The following is a 12,599-nucleotide window of genomic DNA, read 5'->3' as shown; positions in this document are numbered from 1 at the left end:
TCCTTTTATGTCGAATAAAGACAAAAGAAAGGGGGTGGAAATAATGTCTAAGTTTAAAGTAAAGGGTTTAGATAAACTGCAAAAACAACTAAAAAATATGGAAAGCGCAGCAAAAGAACTTGAAAAAACAACCAGTATTTCCTTCGATGAATTATTCATTACATCATTCATGAGTAAAAACACTAAGTTTGATTCATTTGATGAATTTTTGAATGCTGGTAACTTTAAAGTTGAATCTCAGGATGACTTTGAAGCTATTCCTGAAGATGATATGGATCAACACGTTATGAAGAATACCAATTTTAAAGATTGGCAAACGATGTTAGAAACTGCTACTCAAGAATATATTCAAAAAAAGTTAGGCTTCTAATTTAGTTTCAAAATTCAATTCAAATTTATTTATTTGCTGAAGAGTTTCCTCTAATTGGTTTGAAAGAATAGTAGCTTTCCTTAACAATTTTTGAAACTCTTCTGCATTTTTTAATTGAATATTTACATTCATCATTTATACCCTCCCTATACGCAAAGACACTCTCAAATTGAGAGTGTCGTAGAATGATCATTCCTGCTTTATTGCATACCTGGTAGTAATTTGAACTTTTCTGGAATCTCAAAGTCATCAAAGGTAAAGTCTAAATCCTCATCCAAGTATTCTGCATCTGCATCAAACTTAGTAAGAATACCACCATCAATATTGCAATCTTTTAAAATTACAGTTTGACGGCCAACTCCAGAAGTAGGATCCTCATTTGTCACTTGAATATCAAAATATACATCCTCACCAGTTTCCTTAAATCTATATAGCAACTCACGGAAAATGGAAGTATTATAGTGGAATGTAGCAGAGCCAGATCCACTCCACCCTGTTGACTTATTCCCTTTACCCGTCTTACCTAGTATCGGTACTTCACTTTTAGTCTTTTCCATAGATGCTTCTAAATTAATCGCCTGCATAAAGTTATACCGATTACCTTCAATTGTTACAAAGCACTCAGCAAGAGAAGCACTTACCGCATCTTTCGAACTCATTGTTTGACCAAACTTTTGCAAGTCTAATTTCAGAAGTAAGTTATTTTTTTCATACATAATTAAATTTCATCCCCTTTCCTATGCCACTGTAACTGTCATATATAGTTGAGCCATAGCATTAACAACAGTTATCGCATCACCAACAACTACTGCTTTTTTACCTTCGCCTTTAGACACTACAACATGATCAGCATTAAAATTCTCAATAGCCTGAAGCGTTTCAAGTTCCTTATGGTGCTTCACAATGTCATTCCACAGAGATACTCTTCCAGATTCATTGTTTGGTATTTTGCCAAGATATTTGTTATTAAAGAGAACAGCAATATCATTAGCAATCTGATCAAGAACTCTAATAGTTTGATTGCTACCGAAGTCGCTGTTTTTTTCTTCTGTGAAGGTAACTAGTGTATTAATATCCTCTAATACACGTACTTCGTCATCTACTTTATGGAAAATAAACTTACCTGCCTTCAATGCATCCTCTAACGCAAATTGCGTATAATCTACATCCACTGTAAATTCACCATCATACTTTTTGTTTGTATTAGATTTATTTACAGCACAACCAGCTGCCGCACCTGTCACCCAATAGATTAAAGATTGAGGGATTGCTTCACTAACCTTATTTTCAACAGAAATAACACCTTCATAGTCTGCTGCTGTTTGATAAACTACTGTTTGAAACTTTGCTCCAACTTTCTCACGCATCCGCTTTGTAAACGCAACAAATAATGCCGTAATTACTTGATCAGTCGCTAAGCACCCAATTGTGTTGAATTTAAATGGCTCAATCTTATCCAAGAACTTTTGATATTCAGTTCCTGTAGATTGACTTCCATTAGTCCCTCCGGTAAATGGAGTACCAGCAGTTGCTGCTAAAGTTGCATCTGTTTTCCAAACTGCAAAGTCATTAGGTACTAATTCAGTTGCCTGTGCTACAGTTTGACTATCTATAATCTCTGTATCTAGCATTGTAATAACATCAAACTTCGTAGGATCGTCTATATTAGTCGTTACCACTGTTTTTAGGCTGTTGCCCCTTTCACCACCATATAGAGCCGTAGCGAAGGTATTTGAAGCTTTAACACCAGTATTTAATTTGTACAAATATGCTGTATGAATGTTTCTAAACAAATCTCTTATTCCTTTTAATTTCTCATGATCATATGGGTAGCCAAAGATTTTCAATGAAAACCGTTCTAAATCCTCAGCCTTAACAGTAAAGACTTCGTTCTCTACTCCCCAATCCAATTCCAATGCCAATGCAGCAGTGCCTCTGTCAGACAACGAAGAAGATGCGCGTTTGGCACTAATAAAGTTAATATAAGCACCCGGCAATACCTTGTTCTGAGAAGTAAATGTTCCTCCACCTAATGCCATTCTATTTCACCTTCCTTTTCATGAACTTATCAACTTCTTGATCAACTGCTTGTAAGCTGTACTGCTGGTCATCCTTTAACAAAACACTTAACAAATCTCGCCTTTCTTGATAATTCGCAGACGATAGTATTTGTTTTTTTGTAAACAAAGCTTCAGCTTTTTCTTTGGCCATTTTTATTCACCTCGCATACTTCCGTTGATTGAAAGACCTTCCATCGAGTCCTCAGGTATCGTTTCTTTTAGGACAAACATGTTATAACTTACGAAGAAATGAAGGACACTATCAACTAAATTTGCACTCATTTTTGTGCCTTTCAATAAATCACCATTTAAGCACTGTATATAATCCATATTGAACATGAGATCATCAACAATTTTATAAGCATTAGTGGTACTATGACCAAAATAATGAATATCAAATGGCAGTGTCCTATGAAATCGATTTCCTATCATTTGCTTTATATCCGGCTCAAGTAACGCAATAAAAAAACAAGGCTCCTGAAAGCCTTGCTCAATTGAATCTTTATAGATTGTAAAGCTATTTCCAAAGGTTTGATGCAGCTTAATTGCAATTGCATCAATAACATCATTAATCTGCATCAAATACCTCCCCTAAAAATTTTGTTAGCTTTTTCTCAACAATTTTTGGAGCTTGACGTTCAACCTCATCTGCTGAAATTGTCATCATAAAGCGCCCCTTCACCCAGCCCTTGTGATTTCTCGTTCTATGTCCATATTCGACATATGGAGCATATTCTACTGGGTTGATGATAATAATTTCGTAAACATTACCTATTTTAGTTATTTGTAGACCTTGCGCAAAGGATACTGCATTTCCTCCCTTACCACTACCACTTTCAGCTTCTGCATGCGTTTTAGCTGTCCAACCACGTCTTAATGTTCCACCCGTTTTTCCTTGCCCCTCATAGACACCAACTGGAGTACGTTTAATTACTTTCGCCAAAAATCGAGCAGCAATTTCCTTTGCGCACTCTTCACAAAACTTATCAAACTTCGCTCTTTCTAGCTTCTGTATTCGTTTTTGCAATCTTTTTAGCTGCTCATAATCAATACGACCCCACCTTGCCATTAAGCATACCCCTTGAAAAATTCAAGTACAATTTCTTGATGATCCATGTAAACAGTTGGTTCCCCACTACGGGCATACTCATTTGTTTTACCGTGTTGGCTTACAATGATTTTTGAACCAGCTTTTACAATAATTTCTGGAGCTAAAAATAACTTAGTAGATTGAGCAATAATTGCTGGCCCGTTAGTATTTGTTGCTGAAGTTTGTTTTTCGATAGATAGTTTGCAAGGTTGATTTTCAAGCACTGGGACCTCTTTATTGCTTGTAATATGTGTGATAGGGTCTTTTATTGATTGAAACTCTTTAATTGTACATACGCCCTTATACAGTCTTTCTATGGCTTTTCTACGTGCATTCACCATATCAGTACCCTATACCTTATAAAATCCACTTCATCATGTCTCAGATATTGAATAAAGGCATTAAATTGAGCTTCGGGCGTTGAACTTGCTTCCACTGCAAATGTGACGTTTGTATCACCATCTTGTACTTGTTTTTCGATTAAGCCAAAATCTAGAGAATCTATGTTCAATAGCCCCATAGACTTTTTGGAAAAAAGATATTCACCAACAACCATATCGATCGCAATTTCTTTAAGACCAGTGGGGATTTCAGATAGATTTGTTTGATTTTTTATATGATTTGTCACTTTTTCAATGCTAAATTTTATTATTACTTCATCAACATTGCTTGGCTCACTAGACACCGAAATGCCTAGTGAGTGTAACCTTTCTTTAACTTCTGTTAACAACTGAATCACTCGCTTTCTTCAGCAAGTTTTTCTTCAACAGCAGCTTGTAGCTCTTCTTTTTTCATTTTTGTATAACTTTTTATTTTTAATTCTTTCGCTTTTTCTTTTAATGCCTCAAACTCGGGATCTTGTTTAACTTCCTCTACAATTTCCATCATCTTATCTGAAAAATCCTTTTTATCAACAATAAGCTCGTCACCATTATGGTAACGAGCCCCTTTAATACGGATTGGAAATACCGAATCTTTTATTTTCACTCGAAGCTGTGTAGTCATACAGTTTCATCCTTTCTAAGCAATAGGTTGAGCTTGGAACACATTATTTGCTTCCGGGAAAGAAGGGATTGCAGTAGCTGCAGCTTTGGTCCAAGTAGACACTGGATCCAAACCTTCTTCATAAACCATAGCAATGACTTTATCAATATTTTGTACTTGCTCATTACCTTCGCGAACCATACGGCTTTCTTCTGGAGTAGGTCCATAAAGAGTTTCTCCGAGCGTACCAGCACCAAACATAACGAACTTATTCTCACCAAAGTAACGAGAAGTTGTGTAAGAACCATTGGCATTCTGCTTGCGATATTTTGCATCATTGACTGCAATCTGTGGTAAGTCATGTTGCAGTAAGAATGCATTCAAATCTTGGCGAGTAGGAATGCGGCCGGAATCTTTGCCGAATAGATACCCGATAATTTTAGAGTTTCGTAGAATTTGAGATAGTACTTTAGTAGATGTTAAAGCACGAGTTGCTTTTTCATCTAATGAATCCTGCCAACGTTCCAAATCTCCAATAATATCAGCTGCTGGATCAGTCCATAAATCGGTACCAGCTAATGTTTCTTGGTGTTCAGTAGGTATATGATAGTTAACGGTCATGTTTAGACCATTTTCATTTAGTGTGACTTTACCGGTTGTTAAAGCCTCCATTCTCATTAACTCCACTCGAGCTTTAACACCTTGAACTAATGAATCAATATCATTAAAGACTCGACTAGTTAAATATTGTTGTTCCTGAGGAGTACGTGGGAACTGCAAGGCAATTAAATCCTTTTCTGTAATTTGCATTTTACGCTTTATATAAGCAGCTTCAAGTGCTTGCTTTGCAGCTTCACGAGAACCAATTTCTGCTTCTGTATCAAATGCATGTACAGATGCTACTACTGGAAGAGAACTTGCACCTACTAAGTATTCAAAATCCAATGTATCATGCTTCACTTCAGGGAATAGGCTTTCTCCAAGCAATGGCTTATATTGACGTTCTTTTAGATAATTTAATACTGTTTTGGAATCAAAAAGTTCTAATACATCTGGCATAATTTTTGCCTCCTATCGATTAATGGAATTGTTATTATCGGAATGTGATTTTTGATAATGCATCCTTTGCTTCAGCAGCAGGAGCAACTGGTAAGCGAGCTTGAAGAACATATGCTTCAACAATTAACGAGCCTGGTTGTGGTCCATTTGTTACATCCACATCTGTATATAAAATACCTTGTGCTGTTGCATCATTCGCAGGAAGAATCGTTCCTGCCTTTACAATCTTTCGACCATTTGAATCTGCTGCAACACCTGCAGCACTTACTTGATAAGTGAAAGCTTGAACCTTTGAAGATGCTAAAAAGTTAATACGATTTGCTGTTACCACTGGTTTTACATATGGCATATCAATATCCTCCTTCTATTAACCCCACGGGTCATTTTCATTTTTTGGTGCTTGAGTTCTTTCGTTTGCCATTTTCGCGAAACCGGCACCGATATCGATCGGATTGCCATCGGAACCATTGCCTCCACTTGGAACAAATCCTCTAAAGGTTTTATCCTTTTTCTCTGGCACAAATAAAAAGGACTTTGATGTTTGCAGCTCTTTAATCTGCTCATCAAGTCCTTTGGTGACTTTTCCGTCCTCGCCTAATTCAATTTTTGTTTTGTCGATAAGACCAGTTACAAGATCAGCGTCATGAACCTTGCCAGCTAGAGCCAGCTTTAAAGCACTGGAAAGCTGAGTATCTATTAGCTTTGTTTCAAAGTCTGCTTTCTCTTGATTGTATTTTGTCTCAAGTTCTGTAAACTTTGATTGAAGCTCTTCGCTTCCTTCTGCTTTTTTCTTTAAATCCTTTAGGTCTTTATCACGGTCAGCAAGCTGCTTCTTTAAATCTTCTAAGTTAGTAGATAGTTCAGTTTGCTTTGATTTATGTGTTTCAACAGTTTTTCCATGTTCAGCCATGATTGAGTCAATCTTCTCTTTATCAATGCCAAGACCCTCTAAAAATTCCCTTTTCATTTATGATTCCTCCATTGGTTACGATAGTTTTACGAGGTTACGTCCTCGAGCCAGCTTTAATAGTTAACGTCCATAAATGCTAAGATGACGGAATGTTAATAACTTAATTAAATATTTTCTTTATTTGATACTCTAAATTGTTTACTAAATTTTCAACATCAAACTCTCCACTTGGAATAGTGACATTTACAACTGGTGTAACACAACTGCTTTTTCCTATATTTGCTAATAAGATATTTTTGGTTTCTTTATTAGATAGCAAAGTTTGAGCTTCCTCTACCGTAAATCCATACTTCTTTGATACAGAGTAAATTAAATCATCTTCAACTACAGGTTCATATGTTGCTTCAAAAAAATCTGGCTTGCAAAGATAAAATCCACCTGTAACTCCCTTAACGATATAATCACCGGGGTTGATTATCATATCACCTTCTAATGTTCTAATTACAGCTTCACAATTAGTATTTAGATCTAGGTTCTCATGACCAACAAAATCTATAATTTCTTTCATGGGTTTGCCACATTCTGTCTTAATAGCTTCAATCACAACGGACTTCTTACGATACTTTTTCATATAATAAAACGCTCCTTCCATTCAGGATACTTAATTTTACTATCAATGTAATAGACCTTTCCGTCTTTACCACGAGCAATACGCTGACCATAATCATCATCAAAATAAGGTACCGTGGTGGTCCTGCAATATGGATGAAATGGATTCGCTGTTATACCCGGCTCAAATTCACTCATTTTGAATACTTTCCCATCCATAGAATGGCATATCAAACTTGTTTTGCTATCAAGCGTTGCTACGATCTCATAACGTTCAACATTCAACTCTCCAAACGTTTCTTTTTGAGCCGAAGCACTAAAAAACGCCGATTCGGTCATTACAAGACGAGCAGCGTTAGAACGGGAAGTATTTAGTTTTTTCGATATTGTGGAAATCACTTTATCTGGCGCTTGACCTCTAGCAATGGATTGAGTTAGTTCTGTATGCAATGTATTGACTAATAACTGCTTGTCGCGCCATATCTTATCGCTGAAAGTCATTCGATCTACTGTCCATGGCTTGCTTATAATTTTTGTTAGCTTTGTTTCATCAATAGCATGCATTGTAAAACCAATTCCAAATGCGCTTTGAATTTCGAAAGCTGTGTGGAGATAAGTGCTCTGATAAGTTTCCTTCATTAATCGTTCTACAGCATTAATTTGACCACCATAGAGCTTTTCTATATGTTGTTGTAATTGTATCTGCAAGCTTTCTAAACGGCTAATATGAACCCTGACAGAAGCATTTTCAAGCTGTTTCATCCAAGCTTGGTTAATTGCGTTCTTTTCACCATAAAGAATATATTCCTCAACAGTCCACCTGAACTCATTTAACTCGTCAGATTTCAATAACCGTTTTGCTTCTGCTAGTGATATTTCATTGTTAGCAGCAAAGCGCAAATACCATTTTGCAATATCCTTTTCAATTTCAGACATTGTTCGGATATACGCTTTCTCCATATCAATTAGATACGTTTCACTTCTATTTAGCTCAGCCTCCAGTAATAATTCAAATCGTTTTCGCCAGTAATCACGACTCTTGGCCATCTAACTCACCTTTATTTTGATTGAATGTGGCATTGTACCCATCAAACTCTTCCTGAGTTTCTAAGCGCTCTTTCTTGATACGTTCTAGTTCACGTTGCACATCATCGACATAAGGGTGTTGTGAAATACGGGTTTCAAGTGATAAGTCAGTAGATTTGTTCAAGCTTTCTATTACTTCCGATTCATTTACTAATGTGTCACGATTGAAAATGAACTTTACTTTCTCCCCTTCAAAATCGCCTTTTTCTGTATTTATGAAATTTTGATTAATAAACCACAATAAATCCTCAAATGCTGCTTGAAATTCTGTTTCAATTCCATTTGCATCTAGTTCAATATCACTGTACATACTTTTTATATTCATTTGATTTGGATTATTACTCATTCGATCATCTTTAGCATCGTAACCACGGCCATTTTCAATGAGTGCTTTTTTAAAGAGCTTTAAAATAGATTCATAGTTATCTTTATTTACTTCAATATAGAGGGTTTCTAAACCACCTTTTGCACCATCGGTACTTCGAACTTTTACAGCACCATACTGAGCTAAATTCCGTCTAAACTCTCCAAGGTCCTGTCCATCATAGTTATGCAAAACTAAAATCGTGGAACGAGCATCCTCTTCCATGTTGTTCTGGAAATCACTCAACATTGAATTGATTCCATCTTGTAAACTCTTCACTCTTCGAATCAGAGGTATCTCTTTGCTATTAAACTTAAATACTATCAAGGGAATACGTTGCCAATTTAACTGCTGCTCATTACCTTCTTCATCTATTGCAGTTAGATAAGGTGAAGGTGTTTTTTCAACATCAGGTACTAATCGGCCGTTAAACCATACATAGCTTGTGATCCCATCTTTGCTATACAAATCAACACATTCTCGATTAACTTCTGTTTCACCCTCATATACAGTAATGGTGTATAGATGTGCAAATGCATCTAATTCGGTGTGCGATTTATCTCTCCAAAAAGGGAGAATTTCGAAGCTATTAAAATGTTTAAATGTAAATTCACCAGATTCGTTGTAGTAAGGATAAAGATAGCTTATGCCTGCGTTAAGTGCATCCTCACCAACGTTTCTTAGAGTACGATGAAATCTTTTATTAAATACATCTTGTAGTAACTCAAGGTATCTCTTATTTTTTGTTTCTATCGTTAGGGGTTTACCCAGCTGATAATTCACTTTCTGGTCAACCAATTTCGCATATTGATTATCTACAACTTGGTTATTCGGCAAGTTTTCTACTTTTTCTAAGCGACCGCCTTTACCTATTACCTTTCGTTCACGCTTCATTATGTCTTGGTTGCCATCATAGTAATTAATTCCTGTCTTCATCCACTTTAATCTGTCCGAAGACTTAAACTTATATATTTCCTTTTCTAAAATACGAATATCACTCAAGACTTTACTTGCACCATTTATAATTATGCTATTAAAACGATCACTTTCTGTGCTGCTTCCTTGAAACGGAAAGTATCCTGTCATGTTATCACCTCACTTAATCAAAACTGAATAGACTGCCTTGTCCAATCTTTTCTGCAATTCCAGTAGTAGCATCTGGAGCATCATCATGTTTGTTTTTACCTTCACGTTGGTACTCTGTCATTGCTTTATAATACTCTGGCCATTTAAAACGCCAATCAGCAGGAAAATAGATGTGATCCATAACCCATGTAGCATTTGATATAATACGGGCTGTTTTGTTTTTCGATTGATGAAATGGCTCAATTCGGGTTTTATTCGAATGATGCTTATCTCTTAATATCCTTTCAACTGACCGAGCATACCCTCGGCCACCATTATTCGATTCAATATCAGCCCAGTTCACTTCACCTTCATACAGCATCTTTGCTTGTTTTGGTTCAGTGATTTCCATTCCATCTTTAGTGTAGAGAACATCTAAAACATAAGCTTCATTACTAAATGTAACGCCATAATTGATTGAACATAAGTAATCTTCTCCACTATCTGCCGTATCGGTATAATTCTTTATTTCCTTGAATTGTGGCAATTCACCATCATATGTTTTAAATGAGATGTATAATCTTCCTTTTACATCTATTGGTTCTTGCTGATAGTTAGCTGCGGCGATTTCAGGGCCCATAGCTCGTATCTTACTTTCATAAGACCTTCTACTTAACACTTCTTCACATAACATGGTCCCATCATCTTGTAAGGCTTTTAGGTTAATATGCCGTACTCGTTTACCTTCATCAGTAAAATGTTCTAATGCCTTCCCAGCTAAATCCTTAGAAGCCCAACGCGTCATAATAATGATGATTTTCCCACCTTCTTCAAGACGGGATAGCATTGTGTTTGTGAACCACTCCCAATGCTTTTCAAGTACCATTTCATTGAAGGCTTCTAGTGAGTTTTTTATTAAGTCATCAATAATAAGTAGCGAAGCACCAAACCCTGTTGCTGTACCTGTAGGTGAAGTTGCAAGGTAATTATTATAACCACCTTCAAGACTCCATAAGTTCATTGCTGCGTCACCTTGTTTGATGCGTGTAGAAGGAAAGATATCCCTATATACAATTTGGTCCTGATCAGCCTTTTCTTCTGATATTCCATTTCGAACGGCTTTCGAAAAGGTAGTCGATAAAGTTTCATTGTAAGAACCAGTCATTATCTTTTCTTCTTGGTTCTGGCCAAATACCCATTGTGCAAACATTGAAGCAGTTCTTGACTTACCATGTCGCGGCGGCACATTAATAATGGCAACTTCATCATCAGAGTAATAAAAGTCTTGCATTTCATCACACATATCAATTAGATATTGCCTATTCTCTTTATAAAACTTCGGAGCAAGCAAGTGACAAAAATAAAAGAACTCACGTCTTGCAAGTTCTAGTTTGGCCATATGTTTAATCACTTCTAAATCAGTCATTTGTTTATCAACTTCTTCAATTCCTCAGTAGATAATCCTTTAAGTGGATTGTTAACTTCCATGCTGCCACTATGCTCCACGTCTTGTTTATCTCTCCACTTATCAGGTCGACGATTTTTAAGCCAAAATATTTGAGCTGTAACATCTGGAGCCACTTGTTTTTTTACTTTCTTAGTTACACCTAACTCATATTCAACAACATTTCCTTCGTCGTTTATATAGGGTTTAACTGGAACTGGTTCATAAGTGACTTCTTCAAACTCATACCCTAAAGCTCGTTTGAGGAGTGCGTTTTCAACCTGACGATCAACTACCTCTTTACCCCTTTTTAAGGTGTCCGATATGTCCGAATACTTCTTCTTCCACTCATTTAACGTAGAGCGACTAATACCTATATTTGAAGCAATTTGTTCATCTGTCAGTCCGTCACGAGCCCATCCCTCAAGCTTAATAAGGCCTTCTGGTTTAATCCAATCAAGGTATTTTCCCTTAGCACCAGTTTTCTTCTTATTTACTTTCCCAATGGCATCACCCCATTATGCTAATAGCTACATAAAATAAAAAGCACCCATAAAAATGAGTGCTTTAAGCCTTAATGACCACCAGTACCTGGATCTTTCATTTCAATTCCTCCTTTAGCTAAAAGCACCCCGAAGGATGCATATTTTAGTTACTAACTTCTTTATTTTTAAATTCCTCAAGAGCTGTAATATATGAATGTTGATTTGCTCTTCTATTTAACGTGTTGTTTACAGTTTCTCTAACTATATTTCTAGGAATATTTATGTTATTTTTAATTAGTTCTTTATTAACGTCTTCAAGAGTAAAAGACCCTTTTTTGGATAGATCATCCACTATTTTTGTTAAAAAATATTCATCTTTTTTATCTATTGTGAATTCCACAAAATAATCTCTTTTCTTGTTATAAGATAATGCTTTCATTACATTGTTTTCTAATTCAGAAAATCTTTCTAAAATATATTTTTCTGTAGTTGAAGTCTCTGTTGATTTCATGATGGTAGAAGTTTCTATTGAATTATATATTGGATTATCTGGTTTCTCTTCACTGATTGCATCTTGTATCATTTCAAATAATGTTTCTTTTAACTCCACACTGCCTTTCATATCATTAGTATAAAATATAGTTCTTAATTGACTAATATCAAAAGGAAGTTGAGTTCCAACTTCACAAATTTGCACTAATGGTTTTCTAACGGCATGTCTTACAGCAAGTTCATACATTACATTTGGATTTAAACCAGATAAATTTGCTATAACCAAATCTGATTCTATAACATTTTCTATTACTTGACGTGTTATAGATCCTCCCTTACTAATTTTATGGGCCACCACTGTTTCATATCCCATTTCATTAAGCATTGGAGAAATTACAGCTTCTATAACACCATCTGCATGCCTTCTAATACTAGTATTCTCTCCACCTATTGGTGTAATAATAAAACAAGATTTGGTCATTTCCATTTCAATCCCCTCCATCCAACTAGTTCGACAAAAGGGGCTATTTTCCTTCATAATTTTAATTTAAGCTTTCTCTTTATGGGTATGCTGTAACAGT

General features: G+C 35.9%; 19 protein-coding genes. 1 reads left to right on the top strand and 18 read right to left on the bottom strand.

What is annotated here, in order from left to right:
- Positions 1–43 precede the first annotated feature (43 nt).
- Positions 44–370, top strand: coding sequence for a hypothetical protein (locus AN957_RS03020; protein ID WP_056682185.1), 327 nt, complete (start codon positions 44–46; stop codon positions 368–370).
- Here the strand turns inward: AN957_RS03020 and AN957_RS27515 are convergent.
- The 18 genes from AN957_RS27515 to AN957_RS02940 all read right to left on the bottom strand — a co-directional run bounded on the left by AN957_RS27515 (position 359) and on the right by AN957_RS02940 (position 12,505).
- Entirely contained in the window at positions 359–505 is a 147-nt protein-coding gene (locus AN957_RS27515) for a hypothetical protein (protein ID WP_156341115.1), read from the bottom strand. The two genes, AN957_RS03020 and AN957_RS27515, sit on opposite strands and share 12 nt — an antisense overlap.
- 65 nt (positions 506–570) lie before the next feature.
- Positions 571–1,086 carry a phage tail tube protein gene (locus tag AN957_RS03015; protein WP_056682180.1) on the bottom strand — a complete coding sequence of 172 codons (516 nt, stop codon included), beginning with the start codon at positions 1,084–1,086 and terminating at the stop codon, positions 571–573.
- 21 nt (positions 1,087–1,107) lie between these two features.
- Entirely contained in the window at positions 1,108–2,409 is a 1,302-nt protein-coding gene (locus tag AN957_RS03010) for a phage tail sheath family protein (protein WP_056682177.1), read from the bottom strand.
- Position 2,410: 1 nt separating this feature from the next.
- Complete coding sequence (locus AN957_RS27970; protein ID WP_172797607.1) at positions 2,411–2,581, bottom strand: hypothetical protein; 171 nt, start codon at positions 2,579–2,581, stop codon at positions 2,411–2,413.
- A gap of 2 nt (positions 2,582–2,583) precedes the next feature.
- Positions 2,584–3,009: a phage tail terminator family protein gene (locus AN957_RS03005; protein ID WP_056682174.1), complete on the bottom strand. Its 426-nt coding sequence runs from the start codon at positions 3,007–3,009 to the stop codon at positions 2,584–2,586.
- A complete protein-coding gene (locus tag AN957_RS03000; RefSeq protein WP_056682171.1) occupies positions 2,999–3,499 on the bottom strand; it encodes an HK97 gp10 family phage protein in 501 nt (166 codons plus the stop codon). The genes AN957_RS03005 and AN957_RS03000 overlap by 11 nt, the downstream gene beginning before the upstream one ends.
- Positions 3,499–3,858, bottom strand: a complete 360-nt coding sequence (locus tag AN957_RS02995; RefSeq protein ID WP_218970978.1) for a hypothetical protein — start codon at positions 3,856–3,858, stop codon at positions 3,499–3,501. Before AN957_RS02995 ends, AN957_RS03000 begins: the two co-directional genes overlap by 1 nt.
- Positions 3,855–4,250, bottom strand: a complete 396-nt coding sequence (locus AN957_RS02990) for a hypothetical protein (protein ID WP_075209270.1) — start codon at positions 4,248–4,250, stop codon at positions 3,855–3,857. Before AN957_RS02990 ends, AN957_RS02995 begins: the two co-directional genes overlap by 4 nt.
- Positions 4,251–4,255: 5 nt before the next feature.
- Complete coding sequence (locus AN957_RS02985) at positions 4,256–4,525, bottom strand: hypothetical protein (protein WP_056682160.1); 270 nt, start codon at positions 4,523–4,525, stop codon at positions 4,256–4,258.
- A gap of 15 nt (positions 4,526–4,540) precedes the next feature.
- Positions 4,541–5,563 carry a major capsid protein gene (locus tag AN957_RS02980; RefSeq protein WP_056682157.1) on the bottom strand — a complete coding sequence of 341 codons (1,023 nt, stop codon included), beginning with the start codon at positions 5,561–5,563 and terminating at the stop codon, positions 4,541–4,543.
- Positions 5,564–5,597: 34 nt separating this feature from the next.
- Positions 5,598–5,912 (bottom strand): hypothetical protein, encoded by a 315-nt coding sequence (locus AN957_RS02975; RefSeq protein ID WP_056682153.1) that lies wholly within the window; start codon positions 5,910–5,912, stop codon positions 5,598–5,600.
- 18 nt (positions 5,913–5,930) lie between these two features.
- Positions 5,931–6,530 (bottom strand): phage scaffolding protein, encoded by a 600-nt coding sequence (locus tag AN957_RS02970; RefSeq protein WP_056682151.1) that lies wholly within the window; start codon positions 6,528–6,530, stop codon positions 5,931–5,933.
- 103 nt (positions 6,531–6,633) lie between these two features.
- Positions 6,634–7,104 carry a hypothetical protein gene (locus tag AN957_RS28260; protein ID WP_075209072.1) on the bottom strand — a complete coding sequence of 157 codons (471 nt, stop codon included), beginning with the start codon at positions 7,102–7,104 and terminating at the stop codon, positions 6,634–6,636.
- Positions 7,101–8,129, bottom strand: coding sequence for a minor capsid protein (locus AN957_RS02960; protein ID WP_056682148.1), 1,029 nt, complete (start codon positions 8,127–8,129; stop codon positions 7,101–7,103). The genes AN957_RS28260 and AN957_RS02960 overlap by 4 nt, the downstream gene beginning before the upstream one ends.
- A complete protein-coding gene (locus AN957_RS02955) occupies positions 8,113–9,618 on the bottom strand; it encodes a phage portal protein (RefSeq protein ID WP_082446478.1) in 1,506 nt (501 codons plus the stop codon). The genes AN957_RS02960 and AN957_RS02955 overlap by 17 nt, the downstream gene beginning before the upstream one ends.
- 13 nt (positions 9,619–9,631) lie before the next feature.
- Complete coding sequence (terL, locus tag AN957_RS02950; protein WP_056682145.1) at positions 9,632–11,023, bottom strand: phage terminase large subunit; 1,392 nt, start codon at positions 11,021–11,023, stop codon at positions 9,632–9,634.
- A complete protein-coding gene (locus AN957_RS29290) occupies positions 11,020–11,547 on the bottom strand; it encodes a terminase small subunit (RefSeq protein ID WP_056682142.1) in 528 nt (175 codons plus the stop codon). The genes terL and AN957_RS29290 overlap by 4 nt, the downstream gene beginning before the upstream one ends.
- Positions 11,548–11,689: 142 nt before the next feature.
- Positions 11,690–12,505, bottom strand: a complete 816-nt coding sequence (locus AN957_RS02940) for a hypothetical protein (protein ID WP_056682138.1) — start codon at positions 12,503–12,505, stop codon at positions 11,690–11,692.
- Positions 12,506–12,599: the final 94 nt, after the last annotated feature.

Source organism: Cytobacillus solani, assembly GCF_001420595.1.
In the GTDB taxonomy this organism is placed as follows: Bacteria; Bacillota; Bacilli; order Bacillales; family Cytobacillaceae; genus Cytobacillus; species Cytobacillus solani.
This window is presented reverse-complemented; position numbering and strand designations above follow the sequence as displayed.

Excerpts from the sequence above, each read along its gene's own strand:
- AN957_RS03020 (WP_056682185.1), top strand. The coding sequence starts at position 44 with ATGTCTAAGTTTAAAGTAAAGGGTTTAGATAAACTGCAAAAACAACTA.
- AN957_RS27515 (WP_156341115.1), bottom strand. The coding sequence starts at position 505 with ATGATGAATGTAAATATTCAATTAAAAAATGCAGAAGAGTTTCAAAAA.
- AN957_RS03015 (WP_056682180.1), bottom strand. The coding sequence starts at position 1,086 with ATGTATGAAAAAAATAACTTACTTCTGAAATTAGACTTGCAAAAGTTT.
- AN957_RS03010 (WP_056682177.1), bottom strand. The coding sequence starts at position 2,409 with ATGGCATTAGGTGGAGGAACATTTACTTCTCAGAACAAGGTATTGCCG.
- AN957_RS27970 (WP_172797607.1), bottom strand. The coding sequence starts at position 2,581 with ATGGCCAAAGAAAAAGCTGAAGCTTTGTTTACAAAAAAACAAATACTA.
- AN957_RS03005 (WP_056682174.1), bottom strand. The coding sequence starts at position 3,009 with ATGCAGATTAATGATGTTATTGATGCAATTGCAATTAAGCTGCATCAA.
- AN957_RS03000 (WP_056682171.1), bottom strand. The coding sequence starts at position 3,499 with ATGGCAAGGTGGGGTCGTATTGATTATGAGCAGCTAAAAAGATTGCAA.
- AN957_RS02985 (WP_056682160.1), bottom strand. The coding sequence starts at position 4,525 with ATGACTACACAGCTTCGAGTGAAAATAAAAGATTCGGTATTTCCAATC.
- AN957_RS02980 (WP_056682157.1), bottom strand. The coding sequence starts at position 5,563 with ATGCCAGATGTATTAGAACTTTTTGATTCCAAAACAGTATTAAATTAT.
- AN957_RS02975 (WP_056682153.1), bottom strand. The coding sequence starts at position 5,912 with ATGCCATATGTAAAACCAGTGGTAACAGCAAATCGTATTAACTTTTTA.
- AN957_RS02970 (WP_056682151.1), bottom strand. The coding sequence starts at position 6,530 with ATGAAAAGGGAATTTTTAGAGGGTCTTGGCATTGATAAAGAGAAGATT.
- AN957_RS28260 (WP_075209072.1), bottom strand. The coding sequence starts at position 7,104 with ATGAAAAAGTATCGTAAGAAGTCCGTTGTGATTGAAGCTATTAAGACA.
- AN957_RS02960 (WP_056682148.1), bottom strand. The coding sequence starts at position 8,129 with ATGGCCAAGAGTCGTGATTACTGGCGAAAACGATTTGAATTATTACTG.
- AN957_RS02955 (WP_082446478.1), bottom strand. The coding sequence starts at position 9,618 with ATGACAGGATACTTTCCGTTTCAAGGAAGCAGCACAGAAAGTGATCGT.
- terL (WP_056682145.1), bottom strand. The coding sequence starts at position 11,023 with ATGACTGATTTAGAAGTGATTAAACATATGGCCAAACTAGAACTTGCA.
- AN957_RS02940 (WP_056682138.1), bottom strand. The coding sequence starts at position 12,505 with ATGGAAATGACCAAATCTTGTTTTATTATTACACCAATAGGTGGAGAG.